General features: G+C 71.9%; 22 protein-coding genes and 1 pseudogene. 10 read left to right on the top strand and 13 right to left on the bottom strand.

The genetic code is table 11. The features are described from left to right. The first annotated feature begins 13 nt into the window (after positions 1-13). Positions 14-3,121 carry a BTAD domain-containing putative transcriptional regulator gene (locus tag AMYTH_RS0131830; RefSeq protein ID WP_027933634.1) on the top strand — a complete coding sequence of 1,036 codons (3,108 nt, stop codon included), beginning with the start codon at positions 14-16 and terminating at the stop codon, positions 3,119-3,121. Between the two features lie 45 nt (positions 3,122-3,166). Here AMYTH_RS0131830 and AMYTH_RS0131835 read toward each other — a convergent pair whose 3' ends face one another. Together AMYTH_RS0131835 and AMYTH_RS0131840 are read right to left on the bottom strand one after the other, a co-directional pair. Then, positions 3,167-3,961, bottom strand: coding sequence for an ABC transporter permease (locus AMYTH_RS0131835; RefSeq protein WP_027933635.1), 795 nt, complete (start codon positions 3,959-3,961; stop codon positions 3,167-3,169). Continuing rightward, a complete protein-coding gene (locus AMYTH_RS0131840; protein WP_027933636.1) occupies positions 3,958-4,923 on the bottom strand; it encodes a daunorubicin resistance protein DrrA family ABC transporter ATP-binding protein in 966 nt (321 codons plus the stop codon). Before AMYTH_RS0131840 ends, AMYTH_RS0131835 begins: the two co-directional genes overlap by 4 nt. Positions 4,924-5,027: 104 nt before the next feature. Between AMYTH_RS0131840 and AMYTH_RS0131845 the strand changes: the two genes are divergently transcribed. Beyond that, a complete protein-coding gene (locus tag AMYTH_RS0131845; protein ID WP_027933637.1) occupies positions 5,028-5,945 on the top strand; it encodes an endonuclease/exonuclease/phosphatase family protein in 918 nt (305 codons plus the stop codon). Here the strand turns inward: AMYTH_RS0131845 and AMYTH_RS0131850 are convergent. After that, a complete protein-coding gene (locus AMYTH_RS0131850) occupies positions 5,932-6,798 on the bottom strand; it encodes a LysR family transcriptional regulator (protein WP_027933638.1) in 867 nt (288 codons plus the stop codon). The genes AMYTH_RS0131845 and AMYTH_RS0131850 overlap by 14 nt on opposite strands. An 86-nt stretch (positions 6,799-6,884) precedes the next feature. Here AMYTH_RS0131850 and AMYTH_RS0131855 point away from each other — a divergent pair, with 86 nt between their 5' ends. Beyond that, entirely contained in the window at positions 6,885-7,718 is an 834-nt protein-coding gene (locus AMYTH_RS0131855) for an SDR family NAD(P)-dependent oxidoreductase (RefSeq protein ID WP_027933639.1), read from the top strand. 215 nt (positions 7,719-7,933) lie between these two features. Here the strand turns inward: AMYTH_RS0131855 and AMYTH_RS0131860 are convergent. The 3 genes and pseudogenes from AMYTH_RS0131860 to AMYTH_RS0131870 all read right to left on the bottom strand — a co-directional run. Next, positions 7,934-9,076, bottom strand: a pseudogene (locus tag AMYTH_RS0131860) (FAD-dependent monooxygenase); the annotation flags it as partial. Between the two features lie 47 nt (positions 9,077-9,123). After that, positions 9,124-9,933 (bottom strand): SIR2 family NAD-dependent protein deacylase, encoded by an 810-nt coding sequence (locus tag AMYTH_RS0131865; protein WP_027933641.1) that lies wholly within the window; start codon positions 9,931-9,933, stop codon positions 9,124-9,126. Continuing rightward, positions 9,933-10,229 carry an antibiotic biosynthesis monooxygenase family protein gene (locus AMYTH_RS0131870; RefSeq protein ID WP_017985407.1) on the bottom strand — a complete coding sequence of 99 codons (297 nt, stop codon included), beginning with the start codon at positions 10,227-10,229 and terminating at the stop codon, positions 9,933-9,935. The genes AMYTH_RS0131865 and AMYTH_RS0131870 overlap by 1 nt, the downstream gene beginning before the upstream one ends. 41 nt (positions 10,230-10,270) lie before the next feature. On the opposite strand from AMYTH_RS0131870, the gene AMYTH_RS0131875 reads away from it, so the two are divergent. Then, positions 10,271-11,674 carry an AAA family ATPase gene (locus AMYTH_RS0131875; RefSeq protein ID WP_027933642.1) on the top strand — a complete coding sequence of 468 codons (1,404 nt, stop codon included), beginning with the start codon at positions 10,271-10,273 and terminating at the stop codon, positions 11,672-11,674. Positions 11,675-11,678: 4 nt separating this feature from the next. Beyond that, complete coding sequence (locus AMYTH_RS0131880; protein ID WP_027933643.1) at positions 11,679-12,437, top strand: alpha/beta fold hydrolase; 759 nt, start codon at positions 11,679-11,681, stop codon at positions 12,435-12,437. A gap of 7 nt (positions 12,438-12,444) precedes the next feature. Here AMYTH_RS0131880 and AMYTH_RS0131885 read toward each other — a convergent pair whose 3' ends face one another. After that, positions 12,445-13,278, bottom strand: a complete 834-nt coding sequence (locus AMYTH_RS0131885) for a helix-turn-helix transcriptional regulator (RefSeq protein WP_027933644.1) — start codon at positions 13,276-13,278, stop codon at positions 12,445-12,447. A gap of 117 nt (positions 13,279-13,395) precedes the next feature. On the opposite strand from AMYTH_RS0131885, the gene AMYTH_RS0131890 reads away from it, so the two are divergent. Next, on the top strand, positions 13,396-14,442 hold the full coding sequence (locus AMYTH_RS0131890; protein ID WP_027933645.1) for an aldo/keto reductase: 1,047 nt from the start codon (positions 13,396-13,398) through the stop codon (positions 14,440-14,442). A gap of 1 nt (position 14,443) precedes the next feature. Here AMYTH_RS0131890 and AMYTH_RS0131895 read toward each other — a convergent pair whose 3' ends face one another. From AMYTH_RS0131895 to AMYTH_RS0131905, 3 genes are all read right to left on the bottom strand, one after another. Further along, positions 14,444-15,322 (bottom strand): HhH-GPD family protein, encoded by an 879-nt coding sequence (locus AMYTH_RS0131895; protein WP_027933646.1) that lies wholly within the window; start codon positions 15,320-15,322, stop codon positions 14,444-14,446. Between the two features lie 9 nt (positions 15,323-15,331). After that, positions 15,332-15,829, bottom strand: a complete 498-nt coding sequence (locus AMYTH_RS0131900; RefSeq protein WP_027933647.1) for a beta-class carbonic anhydrase — start codon at positions 15,827-15,829, stop codon at positions 15,332-15,334. Between the two features lie 67 nt (positions 15,830-15,896). Next, a complete protein-coding gene (locus tag AMYTH_RS0131905; RefSeq protein ID WP_027933648.1) occupies positions 15,897-16,997 on the bottom strand; it encodes a LacI family DNA-binding transcriptional regulator in 1,101 nt (366 codons plus the stop codon). A gap of 196 nt (positions 16,998-17,193) precedes the next feature. Between AMYTH_RS0131905 and AMYTH_RS0131910 the strand changes: the two genes are divergently transcribed. The 3 genes from AMYTH_RS0131910 to AMYTH_RS0131920 are packed head-to-tail and all read left to right on the top strand — an operon-like array spanning position 17,194 to position 19,779. Continuing rightward, the gene (locus tag AMYTH_RS0131910; RefSeq protein WP_027933649.1) at positions 17,194-18,087 is read left to right on the top strand and encodes a metal ABC transporter solute-binding protein, Zn/Mn family; all 894 of its coding nucleotides are present in this window, start codon (positions 17,194-17,196) and stop codon (positions 18,085-18,087) included. Next, entirely contained in the window at positions 18,084-18,878 is a 795-nt protein-coding gene (locus AMYTH_RS0131915) for a metal ABC transporter ATP-binding protein (RefSeq protein WP_027933650.1), read from the top strand. Before AMYTH_RS0131910 ends, AMYTH_RS0131915 begins: the two co-directional genes overlap by 4 nt. A gap of 22 nt (positions 18,879-18,900) precedes the next feature. Then, positions 18,901-19,779 (top strand): metal ABC transporter permease, encoded by an 879-nt coding sequence (locus AMYTH_RS0131920; protein ID WP_027933651.1) that lies wholly within the window; start codon positions 18,901-18,903, stop codon positions 19,777-19,779. On the opposite strand, the gene AMYTH_RS0131925 is transcribed toward AMYTH_RS0131920, so the two are convergent. The 3 genes from AMYTH_RS0131925 to AMYTH_RS0131935 are packed head-to-tail and all read right to left on the bottom strand — an operon-like array spanning position 19,739 to position 23,560. Then, a complete protein-coding gene (locus AMYTH_RS0131925) occupies positions 19,739-21,049 on the bottom strand; it encodes an alginate O-acetyltransferase AlgX-related protein (protein ID WP_027933652.1) in 1,311 nt (436 codons plus the stop codon). The genes AMYTH_RS0131920 and AMYTH_RS0131925 overlap by 41 nt on opposite strands. A 21-nt stretch (positions 21,050-21,070) precedes the next feature. After that, complete coding sequence (locus tag AMYTH_RS0131930; RefSeq protein WP_027933653.1) at positions 21,071-22,294, bottom strand: DUF445 family protein; 1,224 nt, start codon at positions 22,292-22,294, stop codon at positions 21,071-21,073. Positions 22,295-22,327: 33 nt separating this feature from the next. Then, the gene (locus tag AMYTH_RS0131935) at positions 22,328-23,560 is read right to left on the bottom strand and encodes a DUF445 domain-containing protein (RefSeq protein WP_027933654.1); all 1,233 of its coding nucleotides are present in this window, start codon (positions 23,558-23,560) and stop codon (positions 22,328-22,330) included. Between the two features lie 135 nt (positions 23,561-23,695). On the opposite strand from AMYTH_RS0131935, the gene AMYTH_RS0131940 reads away from it, so the two are divergent. After that, positions 23,696-24,754 (top strand): coiled-coil domain-containing protein, encoded by a 1,059-nt coding sequence (locus AMYTH_RS0131940; protein ID WP_223842997.1) that lies wholly within the window; start codon positions 23,696-23,698, stop codon positions 24,752-24,754. The last annotated feature ends 405 nt before the right edge of the window (positions 24,755-25,159 follow it).

Below are 25,159 nucleotides of genomic sequence, written 5' to 3' on the forward strand. Positions count from 1 at the left end.
AACAGTGGTACCCGTGCGGGTGGCACTGCTCGGCCCGGTCCGGGCCCAGGCGGACGACGGCACGCCGATCGACATCGGCGGCGCGCGCCTGCGCATGCTCCTGGCCCGGCTGGCGCTCGACCCCGGGCGCGCGGTGAGCGCCGACACGCTGATCGACGACCTGTGGGGCGCCGAACCACCCACCGACGGCGCGAACGCCCTGCAGTCCCTGGTGTCCCGGCTGCGCCGCGCTCTGGGCAGCGCGGGCACGATCACCTCCAGCTCCGGCGGCTACACGCTCGACGCCGACGTGGACGCCCACCGGTTCGAGGAGCTGGCCGCGCGTGGCCGGCGCGAGCTCGCCGCCGGACGGCACCGCGAGGCCGCCGCGGTCCTCGGCGAAGCGCTCGCGTTGTGGCGCGGTGACGCGCTGGCCGACGTGCCCGACGCGCCGTTCGCGCAGGCCCCGGTCGCGCGGCTGGACGAGTTGCGGATCGCCGCGGTGGAGGACCGCTTCGAGGCCGAGCTGGCGCTCGGCCGCCACGCCGAGGTGCTCGCCGACCTGGACGCCGCCGGCGAAGCGCACCCGCTGCGGGAACGGCTCGCGTCGCTGCGGATGCGGGCGCTCGCCGCGAGCGGCCGCCAGGCCGACGCCCTCGCCGTGTTCGAGCGGACCCGGTCGACACTGGCCGAGGAGCTGGGCGTCGACCCGTCCGGCGAACTCCGCGAAGCCCACCTCGCGGTCCTGCGCGGGGAGGTGGCGCCACCGCGTGCCGAGCCCGCGCTCCCGGTGCGGCTGACCAGTTTCGTCGGCCGCGAGCGGGAACTCGACCAGGTCGCGCGGGCGCTGTCGGCGTCCCGGCTGGTCACGCTCGTCGGGCCGGGCGGGGCGGGCAAGACGCGGCTGGCGACCGAAGCGGCGGAGCGCCACCCGGCTCGCGCGTGGTTCGTCCCGCTCGCGGGTGTGCGGGACGCCGACGACGTGACCGGCGCGGTCCTCGGCGCGCTGGGGCCATTGGACTTCCGCGTCACCAGCGCGCCGAAGGCGCCGGTGGACGCGATGGCGCAGATCGTGGCGTTGCTCGACGGCGGCGACGCGTTGCTGGTGCTGGACAACTGCGAGCACGTCGTGGACACCGCGGCCGACGTGGCTTTCCAGCTGCTCGCGCGGGTGCCGGGGCTGCGGGTGCTGGCCACCAGCCGGGAACCGCTGGCGATCACCGGAGAGGCGCTGTGCCAGGTGGGTCCGCTGGAGGTCGCCGAGGCGGTGCGGTTGTTCACCGAACGGGCGGTCGCGGTGCGGCCGGGCTTCGTCCTCGATGAGTCCACTTCGGACGCCGTGACGGAGATCTGCCGGAGCCTGGACGGGATGCCGCTCGCGCTGGAGCTGGCTGCCGCGCGGCTGCGGTCGATGACGGCGGACCAGATCGCGCGACGGCTGGACGACCGCTTCCGGCTGCTGAACTCCGGCAGCCGCACCGCCGTGCCGCGGCAGCGCACGCTGCGGGCCGTCGTCGAGTGGAGCTGGGACCTGCTGGAGAAGCCGGAACGGATACTGGCCCGCCGGCTGTCGGTGTTCACCGGCGGCGCCACGGTTTCCTCGGCGGAGGCCGTGTGCGCCGACGAGCTGCTGCCCGCCGAGGACGTGCTCTACGTGCTCGGCTCCCTCGTCGAGAAGTCCATTGTGGACGCGGTGTCGACCGGAGGGGAGCCGCGGTACCGGATGCTGGAGACCATCCGCGCCTACGGCGCCGAACGGCTCGACGAGTCCGGCGAGCGGGACGACGTGGTGCGGCGGTTCACCGGGTTCTTCGCCGGGCTGGCCGAGGAGCACGAGCCGAAACTGCGCGGGCACGAGCAGGTCCGCGCGATCGAGGTGTTCGGCGCGGAGCACGACAACATCATGGCGGCGGTGCGGCGCGCCCTCGACGGCCAGGACGCGGGCACGGCGGCGCGGCTGGTCGTCGCGACCCTCTGGTACTGGGTGATCCGCGGGTTCAACGCCGAACCGGCGCCACTGCTGGACGAGGTGCTGCGCCACGACGGCCTGCCGGACCACGCCCGCGCGTGCCTCAGTGTCATGCACGCGCTCATGACGAGCCTGCCGATGGTGCAGCGGGACGACCTCCCCGAGCTGACCGCCGAGTGCGTGCGCAGCGGCGCGGTCGAGCGGTACCCGATGCTGGCGCTCGCCCTGCCGATGAGCTGCTTCCTCGGCGGGCGCCGGGATCTCGCCGAGCAGGAGGTGCGCCGCGTGCTGCGCGGCTCGGACCGCTGGGGGATCTCGTGCGCGAGCTGGGCCGAGGGGTTCATGGCCGACCAGGACGGCGACCTGGACCGCAGCGGGCGCGCCAGGGACCGGGCGGTGGCGGGTTTCCGCGAGTGCGGGGACCGGTGGGGCACCGCGATGACGGTCGCGATGCAGGCGGAGGCGCAGTCCCTGCGTGGTGAGCACGCCGCGGCGATCGCCGGGTTCGAGGAGGGCGTGCGGATCGCCCGCGAGCTGTCCGCCGCGGACGACCTGGTGCAGCAGCTGTCCCGGCTGGCCGAGGAGCGGTTCCGGGCCGGGGACGCGGACGCGGCTTGGCGGGATTTCGCCGAGGCCGAGCGGCTGGTGGGGGACAAGATCGACCGCAGGGCGACGGTGGCGCTGCGGAAGTTCGACGTGGCCCGGCGCTGCGGTGAGCTGGAGGTGGCGCGTGCCGAGCACGCGTGGCTGGCGGCGAACGCGTCGCGGATCCCGTTCCCGGTGGACATGGCGGGGGAGCTGGTCGCGGTCGCCGGCGCGTCGCTGCTCGTCGCCGAGGGGCGGCCCGCGGAGGCCTGGGCGTTGCTGGAGGCGCCGCTGCGCTCGTCGAGCCAACGCCGGGACCTGCCGGACGTGGCGAAGGCGGCCACCGTGGTCGCCCGCGCGTTCCACGCGGAGGGCGACGCCGAGCAGGCCGCCTGGGCACTCGGCTTGAGCGCGGCCATCCGCGGCGTCTTCGACTCCGGCGACCCGGAGCTGCGCGCGGTGGTCGCCGCCCTCCGGGAGGCCCTCGGGGCGGACGCCTACGAGGCGGCCTACCAGCGGGGCGCGCGGCTCGGCAGCCCGCGGGCGATCGCCGCGGTCAAGGCCGCGGTCGCCGGTCGGATCAGGTGAACCGGGTCTCCGCCGACCCCCAGCGTGCGGCGGAGACCCGGCGCGTCACGCCACCCGGCGCCGGTAGGCGCGCATCGCCAGCGGGAAGAACACCGCGACGATCCCCGCCATCCAGGCGAGCGCGCCCAGCAGCGGCCCGGCGACCGGGCCGCCGTTCAGCAGGCCCCGCATGGCCTCGGTCAGCAGGCTCACCGGGCTGATGTCCGACCACGCGCGGAGCCAGCCGGGCATCGTGTCGGACGGGACGAACACGTTGCTGCCGAAGGTGATCGGCATCATGACCGCCACCATCACGCCCTGGACCGCGCCCGGGCTGCGCATGAGCATCCCGACGAACACCGCGATCCAGCAGAAGCACAGCCCGGCCAGCAGCATCAGCGCGACGCCGACCACCAGCGAACCCGGATCGGTGTGCAGCCGGTAGCCCATGACCGTGCCCGCGACCAGCAGCACCGCGAGCGCCACCGCGTATCGCACGACGTCCGACACCACGGCGCCGATCAGCGGCGCGGACCGGGCGATCGGCATGCTGCGGAACCGGTCGAACACGCCCTTCGTGACGTCGGTGTTGAGGGAGGTGCCGGTGGCCATGCTCGCGAACACCGTGTTCTGCACCATCAGCCCGGGCACCAGCACCTGGAGGTAGGCGCTCGTGCTGCCGGCGATCGCGCCACCGAACAGGTACCCGAACATGAGCAGGAACAGGATCGGCTGCAGCGTGACGTCGGCCAGCTGCTCCGGGTTCTTGCGGATCTTCAGCACGCCGCGCCAGGCCAGGGTGAACCCGTCCTGCAGGGCCTTGCCCGGGCTGATGCGCCGGGGCAGTTCGAGCACGGTCACACCAGGCTCCCTTCCCGTGTGGTTTCCTCGGCCGGCTTCCCGGTCAGCGCCAGGAAGACCTCGTCGAGGCTGGGCAGGCGCAGCGCCAGCTCGTCGGCGGTGATGCCGGCCTCGTCCAGCTTCCGGACCAAAGTGGACATCAGGACCGGATCGCCGACCGGCGCCGTCAGCAGGCCGACATCGGTGTCGCGGGCGGGTTCGATGCCGGTCAGGTCGGTCAGGATCCGCGCCACCGCTTCGAAATCGGCTCGCGCGGTGGGCCGGACCTGCACGGTCTGCCCGCCCACCCGGCGTTTCAGCTCGTCCGGGCGGCCCTCCGCGACGACCCGCCCGTGGTCGATCACTGTGATGGTGTCGGCGAGCTGGTCGGCCTCGTCGAGGTACTGCGTGGTCAGCAGCACGGTCGCGCCGTCGTCGACGAGGCGCCGCACCACCTGCCACACCTCGTTGCGCGCGTGCGGGTCCAGCCCGGTGGTCGGCTCGTCGAGGTAGAGCAGCTTGGGGCGGCCGACCAGGCTCGCGGCCAGGTCGAGCCGGCGCCGCATGCCGCCCGAGTACGTCTTCGCGGCGCGCCCGGCGGCGTCGGACAGCTCGAACTGCTCCAGCAACTCCGCCGCGCGCGCCCGCGCGTCGGCCCGGCTCAGCCCGAGCAGGCGGCCCAGCAGCACCAGGTTCTCGGTGCCGGACAGGTCCTCGTCGACCGACGCGTACTGGCCGGTCAGCCCGATCAGGCCGCGCACCCGGACCGCGTCGCGCACGACGTCGTAGCCCCCGACCGTCGCGTGGCCGGCGTCCGGCCGCAGCAGCGTCGCCAGGATCCGCACCGTGGTGGTCTTCCCGGCGCCGTTCGGGCCGAGCACGCCGACCACCTTGCCGGTCGGCACCTCCAGGTCGACCCCGTTCAGCGCGGTGGTGCCGCCGAACCGTTTCACCAGGCCCTCAGCCTGGATCGCCAAGGTCATGAAATCCTCCTCCTGTGTCGGAACCGACTCTTCCGGGGGAACCTGACAGCGCGCGCACAGGCGACTGTCAGCCGCCGCCCAGACGTGACAGGAAGACTGGGCGGGTGGTCTTCTTCGCCGTCCTCGCCGCGGTCTTCGTGGTGTTCGCGGCGATGCGCCTGTTCGGCGTCGACGGCGGGCGGCTGACCGCGTCGCTGATCGCGCTGACGCCGTACTGGATCGTCTGCGGCCTGCTGCTGGCGGCGCTCACCCTCGCGCTCCGGCACTGGTGGATCGGCGGGACCGTGCTGGTGCTCGCCCTCGTGCTGGGCGGGGTGGTGGTGCCGCGCGCCTTCTCCGCGGCGCAGCCGCAGGTGCACGGGCGGACGCTGCACGTGATGTCGTCGAACATGTACTACGGCGAGGCCGATCCGCAGACCATCGTGCGGCTGGTGCGGGAGAACCAGGTCGACGTGCTGAACCTGCTGGAGCTGACGCCGCAGGCGGTGTCCGCGCTGGAGGCGGCCGGGCTGTTCGAGCTGCTGCCGCACCGGGTGCTGGAACCGGCCCGGCGTGGCGCCGGATCGGGGCTGGTGTCGCGCTACCCGGTCACGCAGCTGTCACTGGCCGGACCGTCCGAGTTCGCCCAGCCGAGCGCGCGACTGGACCTCGGCGGCGGCGTGTCCGTCGAGGTCGTGGCGGCGCACCCGACGGCGCCGGTCGCCGACGCCGGGGCGTGGAAGTCGGAGATCGCGGGGCTGCCGCACCCCGATCCGGACGGCCCGGTGCGCATCCTGGCCGGCGACTTCAACGCCACCCTCGACCACGGCACGCTGCGCGATCTGATCGCGACCGGCTACACCGACGCCGGCGACGCGACGGGCGAGGGCTTCACGTCGACCTGGCCGTCGAAACTGCTGCCGCCCCCGGTCGCGATCGACCACGTCCTGGTCGACCAGCGCGCCGCGGTGACCGCCTACCGCGTGTTCCCGATGCCGAACTCCGACCACAAGGCCGTGTTCGCCGCGATCACGCTCCCGTGAGCTGCGCGTGCCGGACGAACCGCGCGACGTCCGGGGACGTGGCGGTCGCGGCCCACACGACGTGCAGCTCGCTGGGTGACAGGCCGTGCACCGGCACCACGGCGATCCCGGTGAGCGGCAGCTCCGGCAGCAGCGTCCTGGGCACGAAACCGACCGCCTGGCCGAGCCGGACCGCGCTCGCGTACTCCGCGCCGCTGCGCACCAGCGGGCCTGGCTGCCAGTCGTAGGGGATCCGGTCGGTGCCGGTCCAGTACGCCGTCTCGGTGGCCGACATGTCGACCCACCGCGGGAACGTCTCGCCGTCCAGCTCGGCCCGCTCGATCGACTCCCGGCAGGCCAGCGGGTGCGACTGCGGCAGCAGGGCGACCCGTTCGTCGATCCGCACCGGATCGCTGTCCAGGCCCCGGCTCTCGAACGGGACGCGCAGCAGACCAACGTCGGCCGCGCCCGTGCGCAGCTCGTCCGCCTGGACCTGCCAGTCGGCCACGGTCGCGACGGCCCGCGGTTCGGGTTGCTCGTTGTAGGAATCGACCAGACCCTGGAGCGTGGCGACGTCGCAGGCGCGCGCGGTCACCCGCAGCTGCGGCCCCTCCTGCCCGAACCGCGCCACCCTGGCGAGCGCCGCCCGCGCGTGCTCGTCGATGCCGCGGGCGTCCTCGGCGAGCATCCGCCCCGCCGCGGTGAGCTCCGCGCCCTGGTGCCCGCGGGCGAACAACGCCGTCCCGACCCCGTCCTCGAGCGCCCGGATCGCCCGCGACAACGCCGGCTGCGTCATGCCGAGCCGTTGCGCGGCCGCGGTGAACGTGCCCTCCGTGGCGACCGCCAGGAAATACCGCAGGTGCTTCAGATCCACTCCGACAGGCTGCCATGCCGGGTGGGCATGGGCCCATGTCCGCGCGGCTTTGGACGGTTTCCCGCCACTGCGCTGAGCTGAACGGCATGACACAGAAGGCAATCGTGACCGCGGGCACCGGGGGACTCGGCTTCGAGGTGGCCCGGCAACTGGCCCGGCTGGACCACGACGTGGTGATCGTCGGGCGCGACCCGGAACGCGGCGTGGCGGCGGCGCGGACCATCGGCGGCCGGTTCGTCCAGGCCGACCTCTCGGTGCTGGCGGAGGTGCGTGCGCTCGGCGAGCGGCTCGCCGCGGAGGGTCCGTGGCAGCTGCTGGTGAACAACGTGGGCGGCATGTGGTCGCAGCGCTGGGAGACGGCCGAGGGCATCGAGGCGAGCTTCGCGGTGAACCACCTCTCGCCGCTGGTGCTGACCGAAGCGCTGCTGGACTCGCTGCGGGCCGGCCGTCCGAGCCGGATCGTCGACGTCACGTCGTCGTCCATCCAGGCCGCCCTGACGCTGGGCACGCCGTCGTACGCCGAGGTCGAACCCGGCGAGTACTACGGCATGGCGGTGTCCGGACGCGCGAAGCTCGCGCACCTGGCGTACAACCGGGAACTGGCGCAGCGGCTGCGGGGCAGCGGGATCGCGGTGTTCGCGGCGGACCCGGGCGCGGCGGCGACCCCCAACGCGGCCGAGATGACGCCCGAGATCCTGCCGCCGGCGCTGCGCCCCATGTGGGAGCAGATCCTGGAGGGCGTCCAGCGACCGGCGTCGGAGGCGGCGCGGTCCGTCGTGTTCGCGGCCACCGACCCGTCGCTGGAAACGGGACTGGTGATCGGCCCGGACTGCACGCCGTCGGAGGACCTGACCGGGGCGCTCACCGACGAACTGGTGGCGGCCGCCCGTGACCTGACCGAGCGGGTGCTGAAGCAGTAGTGCGCGTACCGGATCCGGCCGCTCGGGGGGCGTGACGGCCGGATCCGGTATGCCGGACGACTGCGAGGAGCACGGTGGCGCCCGTGCATCCGCAGCCGTCTGGTTAGAGGGAAAGACGGCTCCGACGGGACGCGTGGAACCCTCGTGTTCACCGGATCGAGTGGCGCTGGTCAGTAGTCCTTGACCGGATAGGAAGCCACGACCTGCGCGAACTCCGCCACACCCGTTTCGACCAGGACCTCGGCCGCCGCGCTCGCGTCCGCCGCCTGACCGGCCTGGGCCCGGCGTTCGCGCAGGTTCGCGACCGCCATCTCCTGGTTCGCGCGGGCGTAGTCCCGCAGTTCCTTCTCGTACGCCGCGAACGCCGCCCGGTGGTCGCCGCCGGCCGCGGCCAGTTCGCCGGCCAGCACGTACGCCCCGATCATCGCCAGGCTCGTGCCCTGCCCGGACATCGGCGAACCGCAGTACCCGGCGTCGCCGAGCAGCACGACCCGGCCCCGCGACCACGAGTCCAGGAGGATCTGGGCCGCGGAGTCGAAGTGGAAGTCCGCGGCCGCTCGGGCGTGCTCCAGCAGCCGCGGCATCTCCCAGCTGTCACCGGTCAGCGCGCGGGCCACGATCTCCTTCTGGCCTTCGACGTCGCGGTGGTCGTAGTCCACCGGCTCCGCCGAGCCGAACATCAGGTAGGCGCGAGCTTCGGTGTTGTCCCGCGCGCTCATCACCATCGCGCCGCGCATGTCGCCGTCCGGCATCTGGTGCATGACCTGCCAGTTGTCCAGTCCCAGGAAGTTCGGGACCGTGCACACGGCCATGTGCACGCCGAGGTGCCGGATGAACCGCTCGGTGGGGCCGAAGACCAGGCGGCGGGTGTTCGAGTGCAGCCCGTCCGCGCCGACCACCAGGTCGAAGGTGCGTGCCCGCCCGGACTCGAACACGACGCGGACCTCGTCGTCGTCCTGGTCCAGCTTCGCGATCGAGTCGCCGAACAGGTACTCGACGTCGCCGCCGACGGATTCGGTGATGATCCGGGCGAGGTCGTCCCGCAGGATCTCGACGTCCGGGTTGTCCAGCTCGCCGCCGCTGACCGTGCGGTCGGTGGTGCGGTAGACCTCGGCGCCGGTGGCGTCCACGACCGACATCCCGCGCATGCCGGTGCTGTGCGCGCGCAGCTGGTCGAGGATGCCCATGCGCTCGGCGACGTCCAGCGCCGGGCCGCGGACGTCGACCGCCTGCCCGCCGGGTCGTGGGCCGGGCGCCCGCTCCACCACGGTGACGCTGAAGCCGTAGCGGGTGAGCCAGTGGGCGAGAGCGGGGCCGGCGATGCCGGCGCCGGAGATGAGGACCTTGGTGTTGTTCATGCCGCCACGCTGCCGGGCGCCGCTTACCGGTCGCTGACCGGAAGCTGTCAGCCGCCGAGCAACGCGGTCAGCGCAGGCAGCGCGGCACGGGGGATGGAGACGCCGCGGCCGTGCCGGACCTCCGGCTCCCGCGGGTTGATACGGATCAGCGCGCCGGTCGCGGCGGAGGCCAGCTCGGCGTACCGGCGCACGGTCGGCACCGCGCGTCCGGCGCCGATCTCGACCACGACGGCGTTCCGGTTCGCGCGCCGCCACTCACCGAGCGCGCGCGTCTGGGCGTCGGTGCGGGACGGCAGCCAGTCGAAGTCGCCGAACATCATGATGTTCGGCCTGGCCAGGCCGCCGCAGTTCGGACAGGACGGCAGCGGCGGGCGGGCGCGCATCGTCGATTCGTCGATGCCGAGGGAGAAGTCCGCGGGCCAGATGTCCGGGCCGCACGGCACCGCGCACTGCAGGTGGTGGATCGACCCGTGCGCCTCGGCGACCAGCTCGAACCCGGCGCGCTGGAACTGGCCGTCCACATTGGACGTGAACACGCCGACACCGCCGGGCAGGCTGCGGCCGTGCCGCAGCAGCAGACCGAACCCGGCGTGCGGCTCGGTGCGCCGGTACATCGCCAGCCGGTGGCCGTAGAAACCCCACGCCAGCTCGGGATCCTCGGCGAAGTGGCGGGGGTCGGCGATCTCGGCGAAGCTCAGCCCGAGCCGCGCGTACGGCGGATAGGCCCGCCAGAACCCCTCGTTCCCGCGGAAGTCCGGCAGCCCGGAGTCGACGCCCATGCCGGCGCCCGCGCACACGAGGAGCGCGGAGGCGCCGGTGAGCATCTCGGCGGCCTCGGACAGGCCGTCGTCGGTCATCAGTCGAGCGGAACGACCTCGAACTCCAGCAGGTTCGCCCCGCTGGCCACCGGCCGCGAGCTCTGGCCCGCGTGCGCCTCCTTGGCCGGGCCGCTCGCCCACGCCTGGTACGCCTCCTCGGACTCCCACTTCGTGTAGACGAAGTAGCGGTTGTCGCCGGCGACCGGGCGCAGCAGCTCGAAGCCGAGGAAGCCGGGCTGCCCGTCCACCGAGTGGGCCCGGTTCGCGAACCGCTTCTCCAATTCGGGGCCCGCGCCCTCGGGAACCTCGATCGCATTGATCTTCACGACTGCCATGACCTCAGCCTACCCAGCCCGCATCGCTATGCTGGGACGTAATGGGGATCACAGGTGAAGATCGCAAGCTGGCCCGGGGGCTCGCCGGGGACCTGCGGAAACTCGTCCAGACGGCCGCGCTGGTGGTCGACGAGGACAACCCGGCCGAGGAGCTCATCGGCCGGATCACCGGGCACCTCGGCGTCGGGTTCCGGCAGATCGTGCTGGTGGGCCAGGACTTCCCGCCGTGGGAGCACGCCAACGTGCACCGGGGCGTCGAGGCCTACCTCGCCGAACGCGGCGGCGAGCCGGAGTGGTTCGGTGTCACCGGCGCGAACCGGGGGCACGAGGAACTGACCGGAATGCTGTCGTCCGCGCGGCGGCACGGCGCCTTCGAACTGGGCGCGGTCGACATGGCGACCGTCGCGATCGGACCGGAGGCGACCGAGGAGGTCGTGCAGTTCGGGCTGGTGCTGACGACGGCGCCGGACGGCGGGCCGGTGGTGGTCGCGCTGCGCGGGCCGAACCCGCAGCACGGGCCGTCCGCGCTGTCCAAGGTCGAGGTGCTGGCAGGCGACCGCGCGGCGGCAGGCGCGGCACGCGACCGCATCGAGCAGCTCGCCCGCGAGCGCGACGTGCTGCGCGGCCAGGTGCTCGCCTTCGGCAGCAGCGAGTACCGGGGCAACGAGCTGCTGACGTTCCTGCCGCGGCCGGCACTGACCGCCGAGCAGGTGGTGCTGCCCGAGGGGGTGTTGCCCGCGATCGAGGACCACATCGTCGGCATCGCCGAGCACGCCGACCGGCTGCGCGCCGCGGGCCAGCACCTCAAGCGGGGCCTGCTGCTGCACGGTCCGCCGGGCACCGGCAAGACCCACACCGTGCGGTACCTGCTGAGCCGCCTGTCCGGCAGCACGGTGATCATCCTGACCGGCGCGGCGATGCGGTTCATCAGCAAGGCCGCCGAGCTGGCCCGGCGGTTGCAGCCGTCGATCCTGGTGGTCGAGGACGTCGACCTGGTCGCCGAGGACCGCACCATGCCCGGCGCGGGCGGCTCGTTGCTGTTCACCCTGCTCGACGCCATGGACGGGATCGGCGCGGACGCGGACGTCACGTTCGTGCTGACCACCAACCGGCCGGAGGCGCTGGAGGCCGCGCTGCGCGACCGGCCGGGCCGGGTCGACCTCGCCGTGGAGATCCCGCGGCCGGACGCCGAGGGGCGGCGCAAGCTGTTCGAGCTGTACGCGCGCGAGGTGGAACTGGCGGCGGACCTCGAGCCGGTGATCGCCGAGACAAAGGGCGTCACCGCGTCCTACGTCAAGGAGCTGCTGCGCCGGGCGGTGCTGCACGAGATGCGCGACGGCGCGGACGGCGAGCGGATCCGGGTCGGCGACAAGGCGCTCACGACCGCGCTGCGGGGCATGCAGGAATCGCGGAACTCGCTCACCCGGTCGCTGCTGGGCAGCTGATTCAATGGGCGCCGTGAGCGTCGTGGACTTCGGCGGCGACGGCCGTCCGATCGTGTTGCTGCACGGGCTGATGGGCCGGGCGCGCACGTGGTGGCGGGTGGCCCAGTGGCTGCGCCGGTACGGGCACGTCGTGGGCCTCGACGCCCGCGGGCACGGGCGCGGGCCGCGGGGCGGGCCGTGGACGACGGAACAGTTCGTCGCCGACGCCGCCGAAGTGGTGCGGTCGCTGGGCGAACCGGTCGTGGTGATCGGGCATTCGATGGGCGGCCTGCACGCGTGGTCGCTCGCGGCCGCCGAGCCGGAGCTCGTGCACGCCGTCGTGGTCGAGGACATGGCGCCGGACCAGCGCGGCAAGACGGTGGAGACGTGGCGCGGGTACTTCGAGTCGTGGCCGGTGCCGTTCCAGTCGCTCGCGCACGTGCGCGAGTTCTTCGGCGAGACGGGCGACTACTTCACCGAATGCGTGGAGGAGCGCGCGGACGGCTACCACCTGATCGCCTCGCTCGACGACCTGTACGAGATCGCCGCCGAGTGGGGCAGGCGCGAGTACTGGTCCTCGGTGGAGGCCGTGCAGTGCCCGATGCTCGTCGTGGAGGCCGAGCACACCCTCATGCCGCCCGGCCAGCAGGCGGAAATGGCGCGCCGTGCGCAATCCGGGCGGCACCTGGTGGTCCCCGGCGCGGGTCACGTCGTGCACGACTCGCAACCCGACATCTACCGCGGCGCGGTGGAGGCGTTCCTGTCGGCCGTGCTGGGGCGGTAGGCGCGCGTCACAAGCGGCTCAAGCGCTCCAGCGCCGACCGGCTCTCGTCGTCCGCGGGACGGTAGATCACCAGCAGTTGTTCGGCGTCGCGAAGTGGCGTGAGCGTTTCGAACTGCAGGGCGATGTTCCCGGCTTCGGGATGCCGCACCACCTTGTGGCCGCGGCCGTCGACCTTGACGTCCCGTTCCGCCCACCACCGCGCGAAGTCCGCGTCCCGCCTGGCGCATTCGGTGATCAGGTCCGTCAGCGCCTGGTCGTCCGGATGCGCCGCCCAGGCCGCGCGCAGGTGGGCGATCCCTTCCCGCACAACGCGTTCGCGGTCGACGTAGAGCTCACGCGTCTTCGGGTGCAGCAGGCACAACCACATCGCGTTGCGCTGAGACGGCGGGAGGGTGTCGAAATCGAGGAGGAGCTTCGCCATCTCGCCGTTCCAGGCGAGGATGTCGTAGCGGTGGTTCATCAGCATCGCGGGCAGCGGGGCGAGGTCCTCGACCAGCCGGGCCAGCTGCGGCGCGGCGGCGGTGGCGGGTTCGCCGGCGTCGCGGGGGCGCTGCCGGGTCAGGTCGAACAGGTAGGTGCGCTCGTCGGGGGCCAGGCGCAGGGCCTGGGCCAGCGCGTCCACGACCTCCGCCGATGGTCGCAGCCCACGGGCCTGCTCCAGCCGCACGACGTAGTCGACGCTGATCCCCGCCAGCTCGGCGACCTCTTCCCGGCGCAAGCCCGGGGTCCGCCGCGCCCGCCGCCCCGACGGCAGGCCGACATCGTGTGGCTCCAGCCGCTCGCGGCGGCTGCGCAGGAACGTGGCCAGCTCCTGCGCGGGGTCCACGGCGCGAGTGATCACGGACCGTCCAACAGCCGGGGTGGGACCGGTGTTCCCAGGAAACCGGTTCCCTTACCCCCGGCTCGCCGTGCCCACAGACTCGTCCACGGCAACGGATCACGAGCACTGGAGGACACGATGCCGCTCACCCTCGACACCTACCGCCTGCTGGGCCGCTCCGGCCTGCGGGTCTCGCCGCTGGCGCTGGGCACGGCGACCTTCGGCACGGAGTGGGGCTGGGGCGCGGAGCCGGACGACGCGCGCAAGTTGTTCGACACCTACGTCGAGCGCGGTGGCAACTTCATCGACACCGCAGGCACCTACACCGACGGCAGCTCCGAGCGCCTGCTGGGGGAATTCACCCGGGGCAACCGGGAAAGCCTGGTGCTGGCGACGAAGTACACGACGCTCAGCAGGCCCGGCGACCCGAACTCCGGCGGCCCGCACCGCAAGAGCATGTTCACGTCGGTGGAGACCAGTCTGCGACGGCTGAACACGGACTACCTCGACCTGCTCTACCTGCACGTGTGGGACGACACGACGCCGGTGGAGGAGATCCTGCGCGGCATGGACGATCTGGTCCGGCAGGGCAAGGTCCTGCACGTGGCGACTTCCAACGTCCCGGCGTGGCAGGTGTCCCGCATGCAGGCGATCGCCGACCTGCGTGGCTGGTCGCCGCTCGTCGCGCTGCAGATCGAGTACAGCCTGGTGGAGCGCACCGGGGAACGCGACCTGATCCCGATGGCACGCGAGCTGGGCCTGGCCGTGGTCCCGTACTCGCCGTTGGCGGGCGGGGTGCTGACCGGCAAGTACCGCCGCGACGACGGCCCCGCGGAGAGCACCCGCAGGAGCTTCAACGCCGATCTCGGCCTGGTCACCGAGCGCAACCTCGCCATCGCCGACGTCGTGCGGGAGGTCGCCGCGGAGCTGGAGTGCACCCCCGCGCAGGTCGCGCTCGCCTGGACCCTGCGGAACCCGGGTGTCACGGCGCCGATCATCGGCGCTCGCACCACCGCCCAGCTGGAGGACAACCTCGGCGCACTGGCGGTCGCCTTCACCCCAGCCCAGCTGGTCCGGCTCGACGAGGTCAGCGCGATCGACCCCGGCTACCCGCACGCCATGCTCGCCAGCGACCACATCCGGAAGGTCACCACGGGGGATCTGAAGATCGACAGCCGCCGCTGACCTACTTGTGTTCGCCCGGCAGCGCGAACCGGCCGTCCGCGGTCTGCTCCACCAGACCGTCCACCAAGAGCGAATCCAGGCAGCGGTCCCGCTGGCCGGTGTCCGGCCAGACCACGTCCAGGCTCGCCTTCCACACCGGTTCGGGCGTGCCCCGCAGGACGTCCAGCAGCAGGCCGCGCACGTGCCGGTCGGTGCCGGCGTACTTCTGCGTCGCCTTCGCGGGGCCGTTGTACGCCGGGCGGCCGGCCTTCTGCCAGGCGCAGTCCGCGTACACCGGGCAGTCCGCGCAGCGCGGCGAACGCGCCGTGCACACCACCGCGCCCAGTTCCATCAACGCCGCCGAGAACCGCGCGGCCCGTGCCTCGTCCAGCGGCAGGATCGCCGACACGTCGGCCATGTCGCGCGTGTTCGACGGCGGCCCCGCGTCGCCCGCGCCGTGGACCGCCCTGGCCACCACGCGCCGCACGTTCGTGTCCACCACCGGCGCCCGCTTGCCGTACGCGAACGCCGCCACCGCCCGCGCCGTGTACGCCCCGATGCCGGGCAACGACAACAGGGTGTCCACATCGGACGGAACAACGTCACCGTGCTCGGTGGCGATGGCCGTGGCCGCCGCGTGCAGCCGCAGCGCCCGGCGCGGGTAGCCGAGCTTGCCCCACGCCCGCAGCACCTCGCCCTGGCTCGCCGCGGCCAGCGCCGACGGCACCGGCCACCGCGCCAGCCACTCGTGCCAGATCGGCTCGACCCGTGCGACCGGCGTCTGCTGCAGCATGATCTCGCTGACCAGCACACCCCACGCCGTGCACTCCGGACGCCGCCACGGCAGGTCCCGGGCGCACGATTCGAACCAGTCGATCAGCAGTTCGGAGTCGATGGGCACGCGCCCAGACTAGTTGTCCTGGATTTCGGTGACCTTGCCGGTGAACACGTCGTAGACGAAGCCGCGCACCCTGTCCGTGTGCGGCAGGTACCGGCTGGTCCGCACGCGCCGCATCGACCGGCGCACGCTGTCCTCCACGTCCCGGAACGCCTCGACCGCCCACGTCGGACGGACCCCGCCCGCCTCTTCCAGCTCGTCCTTGAACCCGTCCTCGGTGACGGTCGCCAGGCCGCAGCCCGTGTGCTGCATGATCAGCACCTCTTCGGTGCCGAGCTTGCGCTGCGACAGCGACAGCGACCGGACCACGTCGTCGGTGACCACTCCGCCGGCGTTGCGCAGGATGTGCGCCTCGCCCTGGATCAGGCCGAAGATCTCGAACACGCGGATGCGCGCGTCCATGCAGGTCAGGATCGCGATCTTCATCGACGGGCTGGCGGTGGAACGGTCGCCGAGCACGGGGTCGGTCAGTTGCGTGTTGCGCTGCAGCAGGGTGTCGATCGCGGTCAAGAATGCCTCCCGGGTTGTGTCCGGATTTCATTCCACCGGACCCATCAACCCCCCGCAATGAGAGAGATCACGGCCCGAACCAGTGCTGCTCCATGGTGCGCGGCGGCGCGGACGTCGTGCCGATCCGCAGCTGCGTGTTGAGCGTGATGATCCGCGGCTTGACGTGGTCGCCGGAGGACAGCAGCAGCTTGCCGGCCGCGCGGCCCTTCTCCAGCACCGGCTGGTGCACCGTGGTCAGGCCGGCGCGCTCCGCCTCGGCGATGCCGTCGAATCCGGTCACCGTCAGGTCCGCGGGCACCCGCAGGCCGCGCCGGTTCGCCTCCGCCAGCGCGCCGAGCGCGAGGATGTCCGACGTGCAGATCAGGGCGGTCACCTGCGGGTGCGCGTCGAGCAGGTGACGGGCCGCGGCGGCGCCGTCGTCCACGGTGTGCTCGAAGCGCTCCACGACCGGCACCGTCGACCAGTCGACCCCGACCTTCGCGAACGCCTTCGCCAGCGCCTCCAGCCGGGCGCGCTGCACGTGGAAGTGCGCGCTCTGCTGCCGGTCCAGGTAGGCGAACCCGTCGTTGCGGTCGCGCGCGAGCCGCATGCACAGCACGCCGACCTGCCGGTGGCCGAGCTGGATGATGTGCTCGGCGAGCGCGGTGACCGCCGAGGTGTCGTCCGGTCCGACCCGGTCGACGCCCTCGATGCGCGGCTGGTCGATGATCACCGTCGGCACCGGGCGGGCCAGCACGGCGCCCAGGTGCGGGTCGTCGTCCGGCACCGAGTAGACGACGAAACCGTCGACACCGGCGCGGTGCACCGCGGCCACGTCGTCCCGGCCGGGGCTGGCCGGCACCAGGTGCAGCCCGACCCCGGCGTCCTCGCAGGCCAGCGCGAGACCTTCGAGCACGCCGATCGCCGCGGGGTCGCGGAAGGCGTAGGACAGGTTCTCGGTGAGCAGCAGGCCGACCGCGCCCGCCTTGCGGGTGCGCAGCGACCGCGCCACCGGGTCGGGGCCGGGGTAGCCGAGGCGCCGGGCGGTCTCCAGCACCCGCTTGCGCAGTTCCGGCGACAGCTGGTCCGGGCGGTTGTAGGCGTTGGACACGGTGGTCCGAGACACGCCGAGCTCCGCGGCGAGCGACGCCAACGTCGCCTGTCGCCTCATGCGCATAGGACGCCCCATGGGGGAACCGTAACGGTTCAGAACGGAGTCGTGAAGTCGAACGCCGTCCGTGCGGCGTGCGCCACTGCGCAACGTGACGTTCAGGCGGGGGTAACCGAGGCGGTGAGATCGTCACCCGTTCAGGTAAGGTGAACTCGAAAACCGTTTCCAATAGTTCCGACCATGCGTCCCACCTCGTACTTCAGGAGTGCTCGCGATGAGTTTCCCCCGCCTGATCGGTCTCGCGTCCGCCGCGACGGCCCTCGTACTCGGCCTCACCGCCTGTGGTGGGACTAACACCGCGAGCGACACTGGCGGCAAGATCAACGTCGTCGCGTCCACCAACGTCTGGGGCAGCGTGCTGTCCGCGGTCGGCGGCGACCAGGTGGCGGTCACCTCGATCATCGACGACCCGAGCGCCGACCCGCACTCCTACGAGACCACCCCCGAGGACGCCATCGCCGCGCAGAACGCGCAGCTGACCCTCGCCAACGGCGGCGGCTACGACGACTTCTTCGGCAAGCTCGCCGACCAGGCGGCGAACGCGCGCAAGCTCAACGCGTACGAGATCGGCGCGACCGGCGACGAGAACGAGCACGTCTGGTACAGCTTCGCCACCGTCGCCAAGGTGGCCGACCAGGTGGCCGCGCAGCTCGGCCAGATCAAGCCGGAGGCGGCGCAGACCTTCACCACCAACGCCACCAACTTCAAGGCCCAGCTGGACCAGCTCACCGGCAAGGCCGGGCAGATCGGCGCCGGCCACCCGGACACCAAGGTCCTGGTCACCGAGCCCGTCGCGCACTACCTGATCCAGGCCGCCGGGGTCACCGACGCCACCCCGGCGGAGTTCTCCGAGGCCGTCGAGGAGGAGACCGACGTCCCGCCTGCCGCGCTGGCCGAGTTCAACTCGCTCATCACCGGCAAGCAGGTCAAGGCCCTGATCAACAACGAGCAGACCAGCACCCCGGTCACCGAGCAGGTCGTCGGCGAGGCGAACCGCGCCGGCATCCCCGTGGTGGGCGTGACCGAGACGCTGCCCGCCGGGACGACGGACTACATTGCCTGGATGACCAGCGAAGTCGACGACCTGGCGAAGGCCCTGAACTCTTGAGCCCTGCGGTTGAGATCTCCGGCGCGACCCTCGCGTTCGGTCAGCGCACGTTGTGGTCCGGCCTGGACCTCTCGGTCGAGCCCGGCGAGTTCGTCGCCGTGCTCGGCCCGAACGGATCGGGCAAGACCAGCCTGCTGAAGGTGCTGCTCGGTCTGCAGCACCTCTCGCGCGGCAGCGTGCGCATCAACAGCGATCACCCGGTCGGGTACGTCCCGCAGCAGCGGGCGATGTCCGAAGCGCTCACGCTGCGCGGGGTCGACCTGGTCGGGCTGGGCCTCGACGGCCACCGGTGGGGCACCGGGCTGCGTGGTCTCGCCGAGCGACGGCGGCGGGTGTCCGCCGCCGTCGCCGCGGTCGGCGCCCAGTCCTACGCCAAGCAGCCGGTCGGCAAACTCTCCGGCGGTGAACAGCAGCGGCTGCGGGTCGCGCAGGCGCTGGTCGGCGAGCCGGACGTGCTGCTGTGCGACGAGCCGCTGCTGTCGCTGGACCTCGCGCACCAGCGCGCGGTGAGCGAGCTGATCGACGCCCGCCGCCGCGAAGCCGGCACCGCCGTGCTGTTCGTGACCCACGAGATCAACCCGATCCTGCCCTATGTGGACCGGGTGCTGTACCTGGTCGACGGCCGGTTCCGGATCGGCCCGCCGGAGGTCGTGATGACCTCCGAGACGCTGTCCGAGCTCTACCGCGCCCGCGTGGAGGTGGTCCGCGTCGGCGGCCAGATCCACGTGGCCGGCGCGCGCAGCGCGGTCTGCGAGGACGAACCCCACCACCTGGACGAGCGCGTTTCGTGAGCACCGAAGGTTCCCGCTGAACATGGACAAGTTCTTCGACTTCGGTCTGACGGCGCAGCTGCTCGGGCTGCCGTTCGTGCAGACCGCCCTGCTCGCCGCGGCCGTGCTCGGGCTGGTCGCCGGTGTGCTCGGACCGCTGATCGTGACCCGCCGAATGTCGTTCGCCGTGCACGGCACCGCCGAACTGGCCTTCACCGGCGCGGCAGGCGCGCTGCTGCTCGGCGTCGGCGTCGAGTTCGGGGCGCTGGCCGGCGCGGTGATCGCCGCGTTGCTGCTCGGCCTGCTCGGCGGGCGGGAGTCCGATCGCGACTCGGTGATCGGCGCGATCCTGTCCTTCGGCCTGGGCCTCGGCGTGCTGTTCCTGTGGTTCTACCCGGGCCGCGCGGCCAACAAGTTCGGCATCCTGGTCGGCCAGATCGTGTCGATCGAGACGACCAACCTCATCGTGCTGGTCATCGCTGCAGTCGTGGTGCTGCTGATCCTCGCGGCCATCTACCGGCCGCTGTTGTTCGCCAGCGTCGACCCGCACGTCGCGGCGGCGCGCGGGGTCCCGGCGCGCACGCTGTCCGTCGTGTTCGCGGTGCTGGTCGGCGTCGCGACGGCGCTCGGTGTGCAGATCGTGGGGGCGCTGCTGGTGGTGGCGATGATGGTGACGCCGGCGGCCGCGGCCGCCCGGCTGACCGCGAGCCCGTGGAAGGCCACCGTGCTGGCCGTCGTGTTCGCCGAGACGGCCGCGCTGGGCGGGATCGTCCTGTCGCTCGCGCCGGGCGCACCGGTGAGCGCGTTCGTCACCGCGATCGCGTTCACCATCTACCTGGTCTGCCGCCTGGTCGCCTACCTGCGGGACCGGGCCGCCCGCGTCACCGAGGACTCGCCTGCAGTTGCGCCTGCAGCGCCGTGAGGAACTCGTCGGTCAGGAACGGCAGCTGACCGCTGGAGACGCTGCGCTCCACGGTCTCCAGCACGATCACGTCCGAGTTGGCGAACATCCCGATCGCCTGGTCCCGGCTCGTCTTCGGGGTGAAGTAGGCGAGCATCGTCAGGTTCGCGAACCCGGCCGCCAGGTAGCGCGAGGACGCCTTGGTGAACGAGTCGCCGTAGAACAGGGTCTTCTCGTTCACCGTCGAGGACATCGGCGAGGCGAACCGGTACGACGGGGTTTCGATGTCGGCGATGGTCTGCCCGGCCCGGTCGACGATGCCGTCCGGGCGCAGGTCGTAGAGCACGTTCGTCTTGTCGGCCTTCTTGCCGAGCAGCGGCGGCAGGTCCGCGGCGACGGTGTAGGTGCCGACCTGCTTGCTCTGCCAGGTCGCGGTGATGCCGGGCTGCACGGCCTCGGCGACCGCGCGGGTCATCACGAGTGAGCCCTCGTCGGTCCAGTGCGTGTCGTTGGACGGGTAGACGGGGCGGTTGACGCGCCGCGCCTCCTGGGTCAGGGCGGGCCGCAGGTCCACCGCCCCCGCGGCGTCGATCTGCTGCCAGGTGGGCGCCTCCGCGGCCCGGTGGCACTCCCGGCCCGGGTAGCTGGACGGCAGGTTCTCCGGGACCATCGTGGACTTGTCCGGCGCCACCACCCAGACGAACTTGCGCCCGGACGCCTCGATGATCGTGCGCAGCCGGTTCATCCGTTCCAGCGTGTCGGACAGCATCCGGACCGGGGAGCATTTGGCCTCGGCGTCGTAGCCGAAGTACAGCCAGCCGTCGCGGCCTTCGATGACCTGCCGGTAGCCGGCCTGGTCGAGCGGGCCGGAGGTGGTGGGCTGGTCGTCCGTGCCCTGCGTCCGGGTCGGCGGCGGGCTGCCGGGCAGGGGACCGGTCTCGGTGGTGCCTGCCTGGTCCCGCGGCGGGGTCTCGCCGAAGAACGTGCGGCTGATCCAGTCCGCGGCGTCGATCGCGGCGCTGCGGAAGGTGAGCTGGTCGGTGGCCCAGCCGGGCAGGCTGGTGAAGAACGCCCAGCCGTCGCCGAGGCTGGGGAAGCTCGCCAGGTGCCGGTTCTCGATCTCGGCGGGGCGCGCGCCGAACACCCACAGCAGCGCCGGGGTCGTGAAGAACACGATCGCGCTGATCAACGCGGTGAGCTGACGGCCGCCGTGCCGGGGCCGGTGCAGGGAGTGCTCGCGGGGAAGCCACGCCTCGTGCACCGCGGGGAGCTGCTGCGGTTCGTGCGCCACGCGCACACGTTAACCGTTCACCTAGTGAAGCATCAGCAAAACCTGCAACTCACCGACGACGAACCCGATCACACCGCCCACCGCGATCAGCTTCCACTCCTCCTGGCGGAATGCCGGGCGCAGCAGGTTCTCGTACTCCTCGGGCGTCAGCGCGAGCATCCGCCGCTCGACCATGTTCGCCAGGTCCATCGCCTCGACCAGGTACGGCTCGGCGTGCCGGAGCAGGTACGGCATCTGCGCGAGCGACCCGGCCGCCGCGGTCGAGGTCATCTCACGCAGCCGCTCGCCGCCGACCGTCGCGGACACCAGCGGCCGGATCAGGCCGACCTGCTCGTCGACGGCCCTGGCCACCACGCGCCGCACGAGCGCGGCGAGCCGGTCGGCGCGCGGGCCGGTCAGCAGCTCGTCGAGGAGGTTGGGGACGGTCAGCACCTCGCGGGCGATGATTTCGCCGTACTGGCGGGCCACCTCGGCCTTGCGGCGCTGGAACTTGCCCTGCAGCGTGATCGGCCCGATCTTCACCGGGCGGCGCGGCAGGAAGATCATCTTGATCGCGAGCCAGTCGGTGAACAGGCCGATGGCGCCGCCGAACACCGGCAGCACCCACGGGTTCTTCGTCAGCGCCCACACCACCGCCTGCACGATGCCGAGGACGAATCCGAAGTAGATCCCGCAGCGGGCGATGAACGCCATCTCCGGCCGGGACGTCTCGCGGATCAGTCGCACCAGCAGGGCGCGGTCGCGGGTGAGCCGCTCGACGGTCATGTGCTTGACGTCAAGCACGCCGTCGAGGTTGGCGCGGACCTCGTCCAGGAGCTCGCGAACCAGCTTCGGCGAACCGGCCTGCAGCTGTTTGACGATCAGGTCCTGCGCCATCGGCGGCAGCGACTCCCACAGCCGCGGGTGGTGCTTGGCCATCACGTCGCGGGCCAGGTCGTCGATCGCCCGCAGCAGCGGCTGCTCGATCTCCCGCACCAGCCGGTCGGGCTGGATGCGGCCGATGACCTCGCCGAGGTCGATCAGGTTCTTGGTGAGCAGGTCGGTGGCGATGGCCGCCATCCGGCCGCCGTGCTTGGGCACCACGCCCTGCCAGCCGAAGATCGGGCGGATGCCGACGAACTCCAGCGGGCGGAACATCATTTCGATGGCGACGCGCTTGGTGACGTAACCGATGAGCGCGGCGATGAACGGGATCGCGGTGTAGAGCGGCCAGTGCTGCGCGAAGTCGGCCAGCACCCCGTCCATCCGGCCACCCCCTCGTACATCCTGGCCGCGAGATTAGTGGAGGAGCAGGATCGCCTGGAGCTCACCCACGAGCCCGCCGATGATCGCACCGACGGCGATCAACTTCCACTCGTCCTGCCGGAACGCGGGCCGCAGCAGCTCCTCGAACTCCATCGGGGACAGCTGCCGCATCCGGTCGACGATCGTGTTGCGCACGTCCAGGGCGTTGACCGCGTACTCCTCGGCGTACCGGATGGTGTCCGGCACCCGCTCCGCCGCCTTGAGCGCCGCGGCCTGCTTCATCTCCTGCCACTTGCGCGTGCCCACCGCGGCCGCCACGAGCGGCTTCACGACGCCGGCCTGCGCGTCGATGGTCCGCTGCACCTCGCGGCCGATCAGGTGGAACAGCCGGTCGGCCTTCGGGCCCTTGAGGATGGCCTCCAGCAGGTTCGGGATGGTGATGATCTCGCGGGCGATCATGTCGCCGTAGTCGGCTGCCACCTGGTCGCGGCGCTTCTGGAACACGCCCTGCCAGGTGTAGAGGCCGAAGAACTCGCGCGGCTCACGCGGCAGGAAGATCATCTTCAGGGCGAGCCAGTCGGTGAACCAGCCGATGCCGAGGCCGAACAGCGGCATCACGATCGGCGACTTGGTGAGCGCCCACACGAGCAGCTGGACACATCCGAGGGCGAAGCCGAACACCAGCCCGGAATTCGCGATGAACCGCATCTCGGGTCGTGAGATGTCCCGGATGAGCCGGTTGAGGAGGCTCTTGTCGCGGACCAGGTTGGTGATGACCATGTTCTTGAGGTCGAGGACGTCCTCGATGTTGTCCGACAGCTCCCGCATGATCTTCGCGATCACCTTGGGCGCTTCGGCCTGGACGCGGCGCAGCAGCAGTTCCTTCGCACCGCTGGGCAGGGCCTCCCACAGGCGCGGCTGGTACTGCTCCATGACCTCCTCGGTGATCTCTTCGACCACCTGCAGGAGCGGTTGCTCGATCTCCTTGGCGAGCTGGTCCGGGTCGAGCCTGGCGAAGATCTCCTTCGGGTCGACCAGGTTGTTCGTGAGCATGTCGGTGGCGGTGGCCGCCATGCGCTCGGCGTTGGCCGGCAGCACGCCCTGCCAGCCGAGGAACGGCCGGATCCCGACGAACTCGATCGGCCGGAACATCATCTCGATGGCCACACGCTTGGTCACGTAGCCGATGAGCGCGGCGATGAACGGCATCGAGACGTAGAGCGGCCAGTGTTCGGCCAGGTCGGCCACGATCTCCTGCAGTTGCACCGGCCCCTCCTCGCGAGTTCCGCCGAACCGTATCCCAGCCGTTTGGAGGGAGGCGCGGACCGGATTCAGTTGATCTTCGATAATGTGTCACCCGAAAGTATGGAAACCCAGGTCCAATAGCACTAAGGTGCCCGCATGCCTCCTGCCGAGTCCCAAGATCCCATCGCTGGTAATCCCCTGTTCCCGCTCGTGTTCCGCGGCTACGACCGGCCGCCGGTGGACGAGAAGTTCGCCCAGCTGAACGCCGAGCTCAAGGAGACGGCCGTCTCCCGCGACGAGGCCCTCTCGTCGGTCGCCGAGCTGACCCGTGCCCTGTCCTACGCCCAGCAGGAGCTGAGCGAGGCCAAGCAGGCGCTGTCGCGGATGGCGAGCGACCCGTCGAGCGCCGCGACGATGACCGAGCGCGTCCGCACGATGATGACGCTCGCCGAAGAGGAGATCGCCGAGCTCAAGAACCGCGCCGAAGCGCAGGCCGACGACATCCGCGCCGCGGCCGAAAAGTACGACCTGGACACCCGCAAGGCCGCCGACAAGATGGTCGCCGAGCGCGAGGCCGAGCTCGCCAAGCGGCGCGACGACCTCGAGCTGGAGTTCCAGGAGCGGCACACCGCGCTCACCACCGAGCACGAGAACCTCATGGAGCAGGCCCGCGCCGAGATCGCGCGCCTGAACGAGGAGGCCGCCGAGGAGCGCGCCCGCCTGGACGCCGAAGCCGCCGAAGCGCGGGCCAAGGCCGAGCAGGAGACCGGCGAGGCGCTGGCCCGCAAGACCGAGGAGGTCGAGACCGCGCTGGCCCGCAAGACCGAAGAGGTCGAGACGGCGCTGGCCCGGAAGACCCAGGAGGTCGAGGAGCGCCTGGCGAAGGACACCCGGGAGACCGAGGAGCGCCTGGCCAAGCTGGTGGCCGACACCGAGGCGAAGATCGCCAAGGACACCGAGGAGACCGAGACCCGGCTGGCGAAGATCACCGCCGAGACGGAGTCGCGCCTGGCGAAGCAGACCTCCGAGGCGGAGACCCGGGCGAGCACCCTGGTCGCCGACGCGGAGCGCCAGCTGTCCGAGGCGCAGCACGCGCGCACCGAGGCGTTCGAGTTCCGCCGCGAGGTCACCGAGCGCCTCACGGCCACCCACTCGGCCCTGCAGGAAGCGCTGGAAACCCTCGTTCCCGCGGACGATCGGACGCCGGTCGCCTGACGGGGTTTTTGAGGAGGCGCCGACGCGTTTTGCGCGTCGGCGCTTCTTTTTTGCACGGCAGCCTGAGCTGGGTGGTCCTCCCGTCGCCTGCCCGTCCGGCTTTAGAGCCGCGCCGTCGCGCGGCGAAGAGCGCGCCCTGCGGGCGGTGCGCCTCACGGGCGGGAAGCGCCTCACGGCGCGTCGGAAGGTCGCCTTGGGGGCGACCTCCCCCGCCCCCGACGCCTGATTGTGTTTCAGTCGCCGAGCAGGCGTGTCAAGGCGGGAAAGCGTACCTTGACACGCCTGGTCGGCGACTAAAGATCGGCTGTAGATCGGGGGCGGGGGAGGTCTGGTGCTTGGTGGGGCTACTTGGGTTGCCGGCTTGCGTTTCTCTGGCTAGGCCCCAATAGTGCCTTCCGGGTTTTC

Source organism: Amycolatopsis thermoflava N1165, assembly GCF_000473265.1.
GTDB classification, from domain to species: domain Bacteria; phylum Actinomycetota; class Actinomycetes; order Mycobacteriales; family Pseudonocardiaceae; genus Amycolatopsis_E; species Amycolatopsis_E thermoflava.